The sequence below is a fragment of the Paenibacillus sp. 01T424 genome (assembly GCF_056398745.1).
Genome location: NZ_JBFTPZ010000058.1, coordinates 24,836 through 38,555 on the forward strand (window position 1 = coordinate 24,836; position 13,720 = coordinate 38,555).

At 46.9% G+C, this 13,720-nt stretch carries 11 protein-coding genes; 8 read left to right on the forward strand and 3 right to left on the reverse strand.

Annotated features, from left to right (window positions below):
• Nucleotides 1-70: 70 nt before the first annotated feature.
• The 5 genes from rnhA to folE all read left to right on the forward strand — a co-directional run bounded on the left by rnhA (nucleotide 71) and on the right by folE (nucleotide 3,192).
• Nucleotides 71-505 carry a ribonuclease HI gene (rnhA, locus tag AC1DPK_RS30245; protein WP_477512568.1) on the forward strand — a complete coding sequence of 145 codons (435 nt, stop codon included), beginning with the start codon at nucleotides 71-73 and terminating at the stop codon, nucleotides 503-505.
• Nucleotides 506-1,687 (forward strand): tRNA epoxyqueuosine(34) reductase QueG, encoded by a 1,182-nt coding sequence (gene queG, locus AC1DPK_RS30250; RefSeq protein ID WP_477512569.1) that lies wholly within the window; start codon nucleotides 506-508, stop codon nucleotides 1,685-1,687. It begins immediately after the preceding gene.
• Nucleotides 1,680-2,213: a methylated-DNA--[protein]-cysteine S-methyltransferase gene (locus AC1DPK_RS30255; RefSeq protein ID WP_441885120.1), complete on the forward strand. Its 534-nt coding sequence runs from the start codon at nucleotides 1,680-1,682 to the stop codon at nucleotides 2,211-2,213. The genes queG and AC1DPK_RS30255 overlap by 8 nt, the downstream gene beginning before the upstream one ends.
• Nucleotides 2,214-2,340: 127 nt before the next feature.
• Entirely contained in the window at nucleotides 2,341-2,562 is a 222-nt protein-coding gene (locus AC1DPK_RS30260; RefSeq protein ID WP_053372732.1) for a YneF family protein, read from the forward strand.
• Between the two features lie 36 nt (nucleotides 2,563-2,598).
• A complete protein-coding gene (gene folE / locus AC1DPK_RS30265; RefSeq protein ID WP_076268865.1) occupies nucleotides 2,599-3,192 on the forward strand; it encodes a GTP cyclohydrolase I FolE in 594 nt (197 codons plus the stop codon).
• Nucleotides 3,193-3,372: 180 nt separating this feature from the next.
• Here folE and AC1DPK_RS30270 read toward each other — a convergent pair whose 3' ends face one another.
• Both AC1DPK_RS30270 and AC1DPK_RS30275 read right to left on the reverse strand, forming a co-directional pair.
• Nucleotides 3,373-4,458 carry a Fe-Mn family superoxide dismutase gene (locus AC1DPK_RS30270; protein WP_477512570.1) on the reverse strand — a complete coding sequence of 362 codons (1,086 nt, stop codon included), beginning with the start codon at nucleotides 4,456-4,458 and terminating at the stop codon, nucleotides 3,373-3,375.
• Nucleotides 4,459-4,540: 82 nt separating this feature from the next.
• On the reverse strand, nucleotides 4,541-5,596 hold the full coding sequence (locus AC1DPK_RS30275; RefSeq protein WP_339206872.1) for an alpha/beta hydrolase: 1,056 nt from the start codon (nucleotides 5,594-5,596) through the stop codon (nucleotides 4,541-4,543).
• 253 nt (nucleotides 5,597-5,849) lie between these two features.
• Between AC1DPK_RS30275 and AC1DPK_RS30280 the strand changes: the two genes are divergently transcribed.
• A complete protein-coding gene (locus tag AC1DPK_RS30280; protein WP_076271916.1) occupies nucleotides 5,850-6,593 on the forward strand; it encodes an IclR family transcriptional regulator in 744 nt (247 codons plus the stop codon).
• A 784-nt stretch (nucleotides 6,594-7,377) separates the two neighbouring features.
• Here AC1DPK_RS30280 and acnA read toward each other — a convergent pair.
• Nucleotides 7,378-10,089, reverse strand: coding sequence for an aconitate hydratase AcnA (gene acnA, locus AC1DPK_RS30285; protein WP_477512571.1), 2,712 nt, complete (start codon nucleotides 10,087-10,089; stop codon nucleotides 7,378-7,380).
• Between the two features lie 509 nt (nucleotides 10,090-10,598).
• Between acnA and AC1DPK_RS30290 the strand changes: the two genes are divergently transcribed.
• Entirely contained in the window at nucleotides 10,599-11,918 is a 1,320-nt protein-coding gene (locus AC1DPK_RS30290; protein ID WP_477512572.1) for an amidase domain-containing protein, read from the forward strand.
• 23 nt (nucleotides 11,919-11,941) lie between these two features.
• On the forward strand, nucleotides 11,942-13,063 hold the full coding sequence (locus AC1DPK_RS30295; RefSeq protein WP_477512573.1) for a D-alanine--D-alanine ligase: 1,122 nt from the start codon (nucleotides 11,942-11,944) through the stop codon (nucleotides 13,061-13,063).
• Nucleotides 13,064-13,720: the final 657 nt, after the last annotated feature.

Below are 13,720 nucleotides of genomic sequence, written 5' to 3' on the forward strand. Positions count from 1 at the left end.
TCACTTTGTGTGTGAAAAGCTGCTGCTTACGAAGTAGGTTTGCATTCGCAAACCTTTAGGAGGGATTCTTATGAAGGACGTTATGATCTATACGGACGGTGCATGCTCCGGTAATCCGGGGCCGGGCGGCTGGGGAGCAGTGCTGTTTTTTGGCGTTCATCAGAAAGAAATTTCAGGTGGAGAGAAACACTCGACGAACAATCGTATGGAAATCCAAGCAGTAATCGAAGGGTTGAAGCTGCTTAAGGAGCCCTGTAAGGTGACGGTGTATAGTGATTCAGCATATGTCGTGAATTGCTTCCAGAAAGGCTGGATAAACGGCTGGCTGCGCAACGGCTGGAAGAACAGCAAGAAGGAACCTGTTGAGAACCAAGAGCTTTGGAAAGCGCTTTGGGAGCTTATGCAGCGTCATAAAGTAGAATACGTAAAGGTAAAAGGCCATAGCGATAATGAATGGAATAATCGTTGTGACGAGCTGGCTCGTGAAGCAATTAAAAGGTTATAGATGATGACAGATAGATGGGCAAAGCTGAAGGAAGAGATGATTGCGGCGGCACCAAGCCTCGGCATCGACAAGATAGGGATCGCTTCGGCGGATCCATTCACATCATTAAAGCAAATTTTGCTTAGGCACCGCGAGCTCGGAAGAGAGTCTGGCTTCGAGGAGCCTGACATTGAGAAAAGAACGAATCCAGCGCTGTTGTTTGAAAATCCGCAGTCGATTATTGCAATAGCCATTGCCTATCCATCCAAGCTGAAGGACCCTCCTAAATCAGAGCCGGGTGCAAGGCGAGGCATTATGTCACGTTCAGCTTGGGGAGAAGATTACCATAAAGTGTTGCGTGATCGGCTTGCTAAGCTGGAAGCATGGCTAAGGGAGCGGATGCCGGATTTGCGCGTGGAAAGCATGGTCGATACCGGCGCATTGTCGGATCGCGCCGTTGCTGAGCGTGCAGGCATTGGCTGGAGCGCAAAAAACTGCGCAATTATATCGCCCGAGCTCGGCTCGTGGATTTACCTCGGTGAGATGATTACCAATGTTCCATTTGAACCGGATGAACCGATAACGGAAAGCTGCGGCAGCTGCACCAAATGTATTGACGCTTGCCCGACGGATGCACTAGTTGGACCGGGTCAATTGAATTCAAGCCGCTGCATCTCCTTTGTCACACAAACGAAAGGAATGATATCGGACGAGTTCATGCGAAAAATCGGCAATCGGCTTTATGGCTGCGATACTTGCCAGACGGTCTGCCCGATAAACCGCGGCAAAAACTGGACGCATCAACCAGAGCTGCAGCCGGATATGGAATTAGTAAAGCCGCTGCTCGTTCCGCTTCTAACGATAGGCAACAAGGAGTTTCAAGCCAGATATGGCCGAACATCCTCCGCTTGGCGGGGCAAGAAGCCGATTCAGCGCAATGCAGTAATCGCGCTCGGCAACTTTAAAGAGGCTAGTGCAGTGCCGGATTTGATCAAGGTGCTGGAGCAGGATCCTCGCCCGGTGCTCCGCGGAACAGCTGCATGGTCGCTTGCGCGAATTGGCGGCGAGCAGGCAAAGTCTGCTTTGCTTGGAGCATCAGTGAAGGAAACGGATGAGGAAGCACTGCAGGCGATTGCGAATGCCATTGCTCAATTAAGCACGATTCCAGAAGACAACTCGGAAGCAGGTGGCGCAAGTGAGTGAACGACTTTATACGGCTGAGATTGATTCGCCTATCGGGCCGATGACGTTAACGGCAACGGACAAAGGGATTTGCCACTTGGACTTTGCTCCTTACGATTCGGCTTTAGAGAAACTAGAGCAGTGGACGAAGCGGGTATTTGGGCACGGTGCCGCGGATATTACGCGGGTCGAAGCAGCCTCTCATGAACAGCTGAATGAAGCAGCAAGGCAGTTGGCGCTTTATTTTGCCGGAGAGCTTCAGCAATTCGATCTGCCTATTCAAATGTATGGCACACCGTTTCAGCAGAAGGTGTGGGCAGCTCTGCAGCAAATCCCTTATGGGGAAACGCGTACTTATAAGGATATCGCTGTGATGCTGGATCAGCCTGGAGCTATGCGTGCCGTAGGTGGAGCGAACAACCGCAACCCTGTCTCGATCATCGTGCCTTGTCATCGCGTGATTGGGGCAAGCGGCCAAATGATTGGTTATGGCGGAGGTCTTCCTATTAAAATCGCGCTGCTTGATCTGGAAAAGAGTGCGAAATAAGAGCATCAAAAATTGTCACAAAAAGGTTAAGCGGAGCGTCAGCATGTTCATTGCGAACAAGAGGTGAACATGCTATCATGGGAACATTATACACAGCAGGAGATTTGGAAAGGGTCAGGTGAAAGGTATGTCGTGGGTGAACATTGTTGTACCAATTGTTACTTTAATTGCAGGAGCTGTTGGGGGCTTTTTTGTAGGCGTATTCTATCTGCGGAAGCAGCTTGAGAAAATGCAAAATGATCCAGAAATGATTCAGAAAATGGCGAAGCAAATGGGCTACAATCTGAATAAGCAACAAATGCAAAAAGCGCAGCACATGATGAAAAACCAAAAGATGCCTCGCAGATAAAGAAAGACGCGGGGGGACCGGAAGGAGAGTTCAGAAATGGCGGGAAAGAAAGATTACGTCAATTCGAGTGTTTCGAGCAACCGGGAGCAAATTGAACATCACATAAGAGAAATATTGAAACTTGTCGGTGAAGATGTAGAGCGTGAAGGCTTGCTGGAAACACCCGCTCGTGTGACTCGAATGTATGAGGAGATTTTTGCCGGATATGAGGTTGATCCTCGTGAGGTGCTGGGCGTTACGTTCGATGAGCAGCATGAAGAGCTTGTTATTGTAAAAGATATCGTTTATTACAGTCAGTGCGAGCATCATATGGCGCCGTTTTTCGGAAAAGCGCACATTGGCTACATTCCTAGCGGCAAAATCGCTGGTCTTAGCAAGCTTGCTAGACTCGTAGAGGCGATTACTCGCCGACTGCAGGTGCAAGAGCGGATTACATCACAAATTGCGGATATCCTTACTGAGGAGCTGCAGCCGCATGGCGTCATGGTCGTCGTGGAAGGCGAGCATTTGTGCATGTGCTCACGCGGGGTGAAGAAGCCTGGCAGCATGACCGTAACGTCTGCGGTAAGAGGCGACTTCCGCAGCAATCCTGCGCTTCGCTCCGAGTTTTTGACATTATTAAAGCAATAGACGATATAAACAAGCAAAATTGCCTTCAGCGTCCTCTGGATGCTGAAGCAGCTTTGACGGTGAAATATAAGATAAGTATGAGAAAATTAATATACTTTCTTATATTTTGAAAAAGTCCGACAGTGAACCGGGGTCAGTTTAGTCCCCAGCTCCCGTGTCGGGCTTTTTTTTCTGAATAGATTAGAATGGCACCCACACAAGCTTTCGAGCTTCTTCAAATCGATCACTAACGAACGTCCAATTCACGACATTCCACCAATCTTGAATATACTCAGGCCGCTTGTTTTGATGTTTTAAATAATAGGCATGCTCCCACACATCCAAGGCTAACAAAGGCACAACATCCCATTGTGATAAATTCTGATGTTTCTCTGCGGTTAATATTTCAAGCCGGCTGCTGCGTGGACTCCAAACTAGAATCGCCCAGCCGCTGCCCTCCACCTTCGCCGCTGCCTTGCTAAATTGATTCTTAAAGGCGGAGAAGCTGCCAAAATCATTTCGGATTTGCTGGCTCAAAGCTCCTATCGGCTCACCTCCACCATAGGGTGTCATGATGCTCCAGAAAAGAGTATGTAAATAGTGGCCGGCACCGTTAAAAGCAAGCTCTCGCTCCCAATGCTTAACCAGCTCAAATTGATTCGTCTCGCGTGCGATTTTGAGCTGCAATTCCGCTTCATTTAGACCATCGACATAGGACTGATGGTGTATATCATGATGGATTCGCATCGTATGCTCATCGATATAAGGCTCGAGGGCACTGTATGCATAAGGCAGAGGAGGCAGTGTATGTCCTCCGATGGGGACTTGCTGGACAATTGCACGATGCTGATTATTGCCTGAGCTGGTTACCTTTTGTCGATAGGAGCTCATTAAGCCGATATAATAGTTGGATTCACGAATGGCGTGTGAGATGACGGATTTGGTAACATCAGAAGAAGCCGACGCGGTGCGCTCATTTAGCTGTCTGAGTTGATCGACATACGTTCTTGATTGTTCAAGAGATGTCTCTACAACCGCTTCAATCGTTTGTTCCATATAGGATGGTAAGCGTGACGGAAAAGGAAGCCATTCATCCAGCCATTGATTAGTATATTGAGCGGTATTGGAGAAAACAGGCTCCCATGCTTGGAGAAGCTGAACATACTGACGCTCCATCTCAGGCGCTGCCTGCAAAATAACAGCGATATGCTCTTTCTCTTGCAGCTTCCAATGTCTAACTAATTCCATTACGCGAACGGGCATGAGCGTTCCATAAACAAAAAGCACGACCATCGCCTCCCTTTTTCGCAACAAATGCATCTATGTTAGATGTATTCGTTGGTAAGCGGGCTTATGTCGTGCTTCATTATTATGTTCGTTCTGCTTGGAGCTGTTGATCAACTTGGCTTAGAAATAAGGCTGCTCTTTGGATATATTCGCTCGGATGAACTTGGAAAAGCAATTCGTGCTTGCCTTCGGGAACAATCCAAGAACGTGATAGAACGTTGCCTTGSCCTTCAGCAATAGCTTCTGCGGTTTGGTAAGGCGCCTTTGAATCTTCTGTGCCGTGGATGATAAATAACGGGATATCGTAAACGTTAGATAAAACCTCGCTTGCCGGAATAGATCCAAAGCTTGTACCCGTCCAAAGGGGGATCATCGATTCAATAAGCGGCAAAGAGAACTGCGGCAATGAAACAAATTGATTCAAGTTATCAAATAATGCCTCGGGGCTCGGGATGAATAGACTGTCGAGTATCATGGCATCAATTTCATCGGTCTGCAGTCCTGCTTGCAATGCCGTTCCTGCCCCCATTGAGAAGCCCCAGACGACGATGTCCTCCGCTCCGCGTGATTTTGCATAATCTACTGCAGCAAGCAGCTGTTGTGACTCCTCAAGGCCGCCAGTGGCCGGAGCTTTGTACTCCTTAGATGCATAGCCGTAGTCAAACAACAATATATTATAGTTTAAACCGTGCAGCAGCTTCGAGAGCTCATACATCGGTACCCATGATTCTTCGCGATTAGCGCCATAACCGTGGCTGAAAACAACAGTTCGAGCTGAAGGAGCCGCTTCGCTTGCATCACTCTCTGCAGGGATGAACCAGCCGCTGACCGTCGTATTTCCGCTTTTGCTAGGGAAAATGACATCCTCGTAATCTAGGCCGATAGCCGCTTGCGGATTAGAGGAGAGTGGGGCTACATAAGGATATGCAAGCATCCAAGCGACATAGCCATGAAAAATAATGACAGCAATCAAACACATTGCCGTAAGGGAAGCAATGGAAGCAACCAGCAAATGCTTGCTGCGGCTTTTGGTTTTGCGCAATTGGGACAGGTTATCCGAATCGCCAAGCGGGAAGGGATGAAGGTTTTTTGGAAATCCGCCTTCAAGTGGCAATGGTGTCATTATAGTCGTGCTCATGTCGTTGTCCTCCCTCTGTAAGTAACCGTCCATTAGACTCATCTATTCGGAACGTTGTAAGCGCTTTTCTTATCTAGTACTTTTATCGTAGTCCCATCCTATAAGCCTGTCAATTGTTGTCGAGGTAATGTTAATCATTTGTAATATTACTGTAATGTAAACAACTGTTCTTTACGATAATGGAAGCGATGAGTTATACTGAATGAGAATCGGTTTCATTGGATGAAACTTTTGGAGAGGGAGCTGTGGCTGCATGGAAGATGGAAAATCGACGGTTCGAGCAGTGGATCGGGCGCTTGATATATTGCTGTGTTTTATTTCAAAAACAGACTGGGCAATGACTGAGATTGCCGAACAGGTTGGCCTGCACAAAAGCACGGTGCACCGGATGCTCGCCACGCTCGAAGAGAAAGGCTTCATCGAGCGCGATCGCTCGACAGACCGATATCATTTGGGTTTAAAAATGTGGGAGCTGTCAGCCCATTTATCACGTTCAGATGATCAAGCAACAATTTGGCTGCCTGAGATGGAGCGTTTACGCGACCAGCTGGGCGAGACCGTTAGCATATACGTAAGAGACGGCTCTGAGCGGATTCGTATGCAAGCCGTGCAAAGCAATCAACCCGTTAGGCGGGTAGCGCCTGTAGGCGTGAGACTGCCGCTTTATGCAGGTGCATCGAGCAAGGTGCTAATCGCTTATTCAGATCCGATCGTACAGGAAAGCATTTTTGGAGATCCAGCTTGGCTGTACTCTCTGGATTTGGATCAATACAAGCAGCAGCTCGAAGAGATTTGTATGCAGGGATATGCCACAAGCTTCGAGGAACGGGAACCGGGAGCAGCGGCGCTTTCGGCGCCTATCTTTAACCGTACCGGCAAGCTCGCTGCTGCATTATCCGTGTCGGGTCCAGCCAGCAGGATGACGATGGACACGATGAGGGAATACGCCCCGGTTATGATGGAGTCCGCCAAACGGATGGGTACGATGATTCTATAGTCATAAAAGAAACAGCAGGCATGAGGTGATCCTCGGGCCTGCTGTTTTTGTTTAAACACATTAGGGTTGTTGGGTAGTGTAGCCCGTTTAAGCTACGCCTTTGCTGGGATGTTGCTTAGCTAGCGGTTGCTGCATCTAGGTTTTTAACAAGCAGCCATGGTCCACGAATGATTGGAGCATATGAGTTTCAGGATTAAGTCATCTAATCGGTGGGAGTGGAAGCTCCTGTGTATTGCTTTTTAGAGAAGGTAACGGACATCAGATACGCTATTTGCTCCTTTTTCTTACGTTTGGAGTGGCTAACGGACATAGGGTACGCTATTGGGCTTAAAAAGGTAGGATTTAGCTCGATATGGGACAAATAGCGGATTGTATGTCCGTTAAATTTGTTGTGGACGTTAATTGTAATAAATAACGGATCCTATGTCCGTTAGATGAAGTTTTGTGCGAAAAAGTGAGGCTATGACACTACAAGCGTGACTAAGACTAATGTTTTAGTGGCGCGCCTGCTCTCGGAGGGGAGCATGACTAAGGTGTTGGCTGTGCAAGCATGCTTAAACTCATAATGATTGATTGAGCATGTTTGGAAGTACTGGAGCCACGAGCAAGCATAGGCCACGGAAATTTTCCAGCGTACAGTGACAGGTAACACGTAAAACATAACAGGTAGCAAATAACAAAAAGTAGGTAACAACGCCATTGCTTAATAACAAACGAAAAAAGAGCTTTGCCGACGAATCGGCAAAGCTCTTTTTTCGATACGGCGCAGGATATGCGCAGATTATTACATGTTAGCGATCATTTGACGAAGTACAGTTTGCAGGATACCGCCGTTGCGATAGTAATCAACGTCAACTACCGAGTCAAGACGTACAATTGCTGGGAAGTCGAATGTCGTGCCGTCTTCGCGAGTAGCCGTAACGGTAACTTGCGAACCTGGAGTAACGTCATTTGACAAGCCAACGATGTCGAATGTTTCGCGGCCAGTGATGTTAAGCGTCTTCCAGCCTTGACCTTCTGGGAATTGAAGTGGCAATACGCCCATACCAACCAGATTGGAGCGGTGAATACGCTCGAAGCTTTCAGCGATAACAGCTTTGACGCCTAGTAGGAATGTACCTTTTGCAGCCCAGTCACGCGAGCTACCTGTACCGTACTCTTTACCAGCAAGAACGACAAGGTTTTTGCCTTCGTTTTGATATTTCATCGATGCATCGTAGATCGACATTACTTCATCCGTTGGAAGGTAAGTCGTTACGCCGCCCTCTGTACCTGGAGCCACTTGGTTACGAATACGAATGTTCGCAAACGTACCGCGCATCATAACTTCATGGTTACCACGACGTGAGCCGTAAGAGTTGAAGTCTTCGCGTTTAACGCCGTTTTCGATCAAGTATTGACCGCCTGGGCTGTTAACTGTGATGTTACCAGCAGGTGAGATATGATCCGTTGTTACGGAATCGCCCATAAGAGCAAGTACGTTTGCTGTATGGATATCTTTGATATCAGAAAGCTCGGAGCTTAGGTTTTCGAAGAACGGCGGGTTTTGGATGTAAGTTGATTTTGCATCCCACTCGTAGCTTTCGCCCTTAGGTACCGAAATTGCGTTCCAACGCTCATTTTGTGTAAATACGTTTTCGTATTTGTCACGGAACATTTGCGGGTTAAGCGCAGCTGTCATTGCGTCGTTGATTTCTTGCGACGTTGGCCAAATATCTTTTAGGAATACAGGCTTGTTGTCTTCAGTGAAACCAATTGGATCAGTTGTCAAATCGATGTTAGTCGTTCCAGCAAGCGCATAAGCGATAACTAGTGGCGGAGAAGCCAGGTAGTTTGCTTTTACTTGTGCGTGGACACGGCCTTCAAAGTTACGGTTACCGGAAAGTACAGCAGATACGGTCATGTCATTGTCGATGATCGCTTTGCTTACTTCATCTGGAAGTGGACCGGAGTTACCGATACAAGTCGCACAGCCGTAACCAGCAACGTGGAAGCCAAGTGCTTCAAGCGGTTCGATTAGGTTTGCTTTTGTCAAATATTCCGTAACAACGAGCGAGCCTGGTGTTAGGGAGCTTTTTACATAAGCAGGTTTCTTAAGTCCAAGTGCTACTGCTTTCTTAGCAACTAGACCAGCGCCAACCATTACGCTTGGGTTCGAAGTGTTTGTACAGCTTGTAATAGCTGCGATAACGACTGCGCCTGTACCCATTTGGCTAACTTGGCCGTCATTATGGTTAACAGTAACGAACTGCTCGATTTTCTCATCAGAGAGACCGTAGCCGCCTTTGTCAATCGGTGTGCGGATGATGCTATTGAAAGATTCCTTCATTGCAGTAAGCTCTACGCGGTCTTGAGGACGTTTCGGGCCTGCAAGGGAAGGAACGATTGTCGAAAGATCAAGCTCAACCACATCCGTGAATACTGGATCTGGAGTCTCGTCTGTACGGAACATGTCTTGTGCTTTGTAGTAAGAGCCAACAAGCTCAATAAGATCCTCATTGCGGCCAGTTTGGCGCAAGTAGCTAAGAGTCTCGTTATCAACAGGGAAGAAGCCGATTGTAGCGCCATATTCTGGTGCCATGTTGGCAACTGTTGCACGGTCAGCAAGGCTGATGTTCGATAGACCAGGGCCGAAGAACTCAACGAATTTACCAACAACGCCTTTTTTACGCAAAATTTGAGTAACCGTAAGCGCAAGGTCAGTTGCTGTTGAACCTTCTGCAAGCTTGCCTGTCAATTTGAAACCAATAACTTCTGGCATTACAAAGTAAAGCGGTTGACCAAGCATACCAGCCTCAGCTTCGATACCGCCAACGCCCCAGCCCACTACGCCAAGACCGTTGATCATTGTAGTGTGGGAATCCGTACCTACGAGTGAGTCAGGGAATACGACTGTTTCGCCGTCAACTGTTTTTGTAGCTGCAACAGATGCAAGGTACTCCAAGTTAACTTGGTGAACGATACCTGTACCTGGTGGAACCGCGCGGAAGTTATCAAATGCTGTTTGTGCCCAGCGAAGGAAACGGTAACGCTCTTCGTTGCGCTCAAATTCAACTTTAGTATTGTACTCAAGTGCTTCAGGTGAACCAAATGCATCAACCATGATCGAGTGGTCAATTACAAGGTCAACTGGTACGAGCGGGTTGATTTTTTTCGGATCTCCGCCTGCTTTTTTCACAGTGTCGCGCATTGCAGCAAGGTCAACGACAACCGGTACACCTGTGAAATCCTGCAAAACGATACGAGCAGGGATGAAAGGAATTTCTTTATCTTCGCGTCCGTCAGCCCATGTAGCAAGCTGCTTTACATGTTCAGGGGTAATTGCGCGTCCGTCAAATTGACGAACAGCAGCCTCAAGCAATACTTTAATTGAAAAAGGAAGCTTGGAAATATCGCCTAGTCCTTGCTCTTCAAGTCCGCCTAGACGGTAGTAAGCATAAGACTTGCCGCCAGCGTCAAGCGTTGTGCGAACTGAATAATGATTTTGTGTAGACATCGTCATTCTCCTTTTAACTGTAGTCTGAGTTTCATTCTGTGAAACACTATTTCATAATTTCTATATCTATAGTATATCGTTAAAATAGTCCTTCCGTAAAGTCCAATTATGTCTTTATGCGCTTGGAAATGGCATTGAAAATGATCCTCAATGAATGTTACATGAAATGGCAGAGTGCTTCATATAATGAAGCAGTTAATCAGCGACAAGTTTAGCACGAAATACTTGATGACGTTCTCATGCCATAAAGGCAAGCTGTAGCAGCATAGGCTTGAAATATAAGATTGCTATCGAGAAGGTCAATCCAAAAACTTATATTTCATCGTGAAACGGCGGCCATGAAGCATTAAGGGAGAAGCTGCAGTCTTTTACAATTGAAATGTAAATTCGGTTAAGTTGGATTCCTATCCCAAAAGTTTATATTTCAACGCCAATCGAGTTAGCCTCATCAAAAGAKATGCTGCAGCCGTTTACGCTTGCACTCACGATAAGGTCAAGGAGGGATTGCTATGCCGCGAACAGGCAACCGGGGGCCAGGAACTCAGGGCCAAAAGCATAACCAAACATCATCCAAACCATCAGCTTCTCAGCGCAAGTCGCAGCAGAAAGTTGTAACGCATGCCATCCAGAAGCAGCCATCGCCTTCCGGGTTGCAAGCGGAGCGAAATGCTGAAATCGGCGATCAAGCACTGCAAAATCAAAAAAGAGCAAATCAGGAAGAAAAGCCAGTAAAACAACAAACGTCAAAGTTAAACTCGCTGCTTCGTTCCTCTGATTACGATCCGCACGATCAGCAAGGGAAGCTGCAAGGTTGGAAAGCTGCTGTTCATCGCTATATTAGCTTGTACAATCAAGCCGAAGCGAATCAGCATGCGGCTGTGCTGACCGATTACGTTACGGACCGCGATCATTGTGATCGCCTAAGATTCAGGCTTGAGCGTCTTCGTGAACGCGATTTGCTTAGAGGCGCGCTTCCAGCAGGAAGCGAAACAAAAGCAGAGCTCATACGCGTCAACGAATCATCAAGCGAGGTCTCTGTGTTGATTCGTCTCCACATCAAAAGAAGAATGGAGCAGTCTGGGCGTTTTTACATGGAAGAAAGATCTGAATTTGAGCGTCTTTGGTTAGGGCTCGCTGGTCACTCATGGAATGTTCTTCGTGTTGAGCCAATTATATCGGAAAGAAGACCGCGTTATGGCACAGCAGTAGACAATTGGATGACCGTCGATGATTACTCGGAGCTATTTGGCGAACAATCTTCGCCATCAACACCATACTTAAATTATGACCTATTACAGCAATTCAAACACAGGCCATCTGGTATTCGTTACAGGAGAGATTTGGTTGCTGCATATGCGGATCGTTGGTGGAATGAGGGGAACCCAGCGTATGAGCTTTTTGAGGTGAATTGTACCAATTACGTGTCCCAGTGCATCTTTGCAGGCAATGCTCCGATGAACTATACTGGTAAGAGAGAAACGGGCTGGTGGTATAAGGGCCGAAATAAGGGCAGTGAATGGTGGAGCTACAGCTGGGCGGTATCAAACGCGATAACCAACTATTTAACTGGTTCAAAGACCTCAGGCTTGCGTGCAGAGGTTGTGCAATCTGCGGATGAGCTGCAGCTTGGGGATGTCATTACGTATGACTGGAATGGTGATCATCGCTTTCAGCACAGCACAATCGTAACTGCTTTTGATTCGTTCGGTATGCCGCTAGTGAATGCGAATACCGTTTCCAGCAGGCATCGTTATTGGGATTATCGTGATTCCTATGCATGGACGGAACAAACGAAATATCGTTTTTTTCATATTGCAGATCTATTATAAATTATTGTACCGGAGGATATGCCATGGGGAGCAAGGTTAGAGTAGGTTTAGTTTACGGGGGGAAATCGGGAGAGCATGAGGTCTCTTTGCAAACGGCTTACGCTGTAATGGGTGAATTTGACTACAGCAAATATGAAATCAAACCTTTTTATATTACGAAGCAAGGCGAATGGAAAACGGGAGCCGTTTTGCATAACCGTCCAAGCAGTGTAGAAGATCTACGCAACACAACAGACGAGGCTGAGGAAAATGGCTTTGCTCTTGCTCCATTATTTCAAGGTTTGAATAGAAGCTCAAAATCGGCTGGCGATGAGCCGCGCATTGATGTGATTTTCCCATTGCTGCACGGAACATTTGGTGAAGATGGTACCATTCAAGGGCTGTTCGAAATGGCCAACATTCCTTACGTCGGAGCGGGTGTTCTCGCTTCTGCCGTTGGGATGGACAAGATTCTAATGAAAAAAGTATTTGCGCAAGAAGGCTTGCCGCAATGCGTTTTCCGGTACTTTAACCGTACACAGTGGGAGAGAGACGCATCTTTCTTCATCATGGAATGCGAGGTTTCACTCGGCTATCCATGCTTTATTAAGCCAGCCAACCTAGGTTCTAGTGTAGGCGTATCCAAAGCGAAAAACCGTGAAGAGCTTATTAATGCCATCAACTATGCGTTCCGTTTTGACCGTAAGGTTATTGTAGAAGAGTTCGTGGATGCCCGCGAGATCGAAGTAAGCGTACTTGGCAATGATGATGCCAAAGCATCCTTACCTGGCGAGATTGCGCCTTCTAACGAATTTTACGACTATAAAGCCAAATACATCGATGGAAAATCGACGATGCAGATTCCGGCTCATTTATCGCCTGAGCTTACAGAATCCGTTCGCGAAATGGCCGTTCGTGCATTTCAATCCATTGATGGCTCGGGATTATCACGTGTAGATTTTTTCCTTCRCAAAAGCGACAATCAGCTTTTTATCAACGAAGTCAACACATTGCCTGGTTTCACACCTATCAGTATGTATCCACTTATGTGGAAAGAAACCGGCATTCCATATAAAGAATTGTTAGACACCTTAATTTCCTTAGCTCTTTCCCGTCACGCGGAGAAGCAGCGGATAGATTTTACAGGTGAAGCATCACAATCGTAAGATGCATTTCTAACGATCTCTAATTTGTTATAATTTCTATAAATTTCTTAACTTTCTATAACTGTTTGTACACATATGAGAAAAAGATATAGGGAAAAATTTCTTTTATTATTTACTTTGGGGCTTCAATCCTTATCTTTGTATCCGAGGTAAACAGGTAAAAGATCTTTTTTCCTTCTTAAAATGGACAAGTTGTTCTTCAATGCCCCAAAAGCTCGGAAAGGGTTTAAAGGYATGTGAGAAAAACGCACCAAAAGTAAAGCGTGTCCCGTAGGGACGAAAGCGATCCCCCGCAAAAGTAGAAAGCTCGCGCAGTGCAACTCCTAGGTTAGTCCAATTGCGGGTGTCCAGAGGGTGCAACCCTCGGGGCCCTCCCTTGGAAGGGAGGGTTTGGGTGGGATCGAAAAGTTTGTGAAGCTCGAAAAGTTTGAAAGCTCGAAAAGTACGAAAATTTTGAATGACTTGAAAGGTTAAGAGGATTAATCTTTTAACGCACCAAAAGTAAAGCGTGTCCCGCAGGGACGAAAGCGATCCCCCGCAAAAGTAGAAAGCGCGCGCAGTGTAACTCTTAGGTTAGTTCAGTTGCGGGTGTCCAGAGGGTGCAACCCTTGGGGCCCTCCCTTGGAAGGGAGGGTTTGGGTGGGTTCGAAACGCTTG

Bases quoted from the DNA above. Each gene is read 5' to 3' on its own strand.
- rnhA (WP_477512568.1), top strand. From the start codon at position 71: ATGAAGGACGTTATGATCTATACGGACGGTGCATGCTCCGGTAATCCG.
- queG (WP_477512569.1), top strand. From the start codon at position 506: ATGATGACAGATAGATGGGCAAAGCTGAAGGAAGAGATGATTGCGGCG.
- AC1DPK_RS30260 (WP_053372732.1), top strand. From the start codon at position 2,341: ATGTCGTGGGTGAACATTGTTGTACCAATTGTTACTTTAATTGCAGGA.
- folE (WP_076268865.1), top strand. From the start codon at position 2,599: ATGGCGGGAAAGAAAGATTACGTCAATTCGAGTGTTTCGAGCAACCGG.
- AC1DPK_RS30280 (WP_076271916.1), top strand. From the start codon at position 5,850: ATGGAAGATGGAAAATCGACGGTTCGAGCAGTGGATCGGGCGCTTGAT.
- acnA (WP_477512571.1), bottom strand. From the start codon at position 10,089: ATGTCTACACAAAATCATTATTCAGTTCGCACAACGCTTGACGCTGGC.
- AC1DPK_RS30290 (WP_477512572.1), top strand. From the start codon at position 10,599: ATGCCGCGAACAGGCAACCGGGGGCCAGGAACTCAGGGCCAAAAGCAT.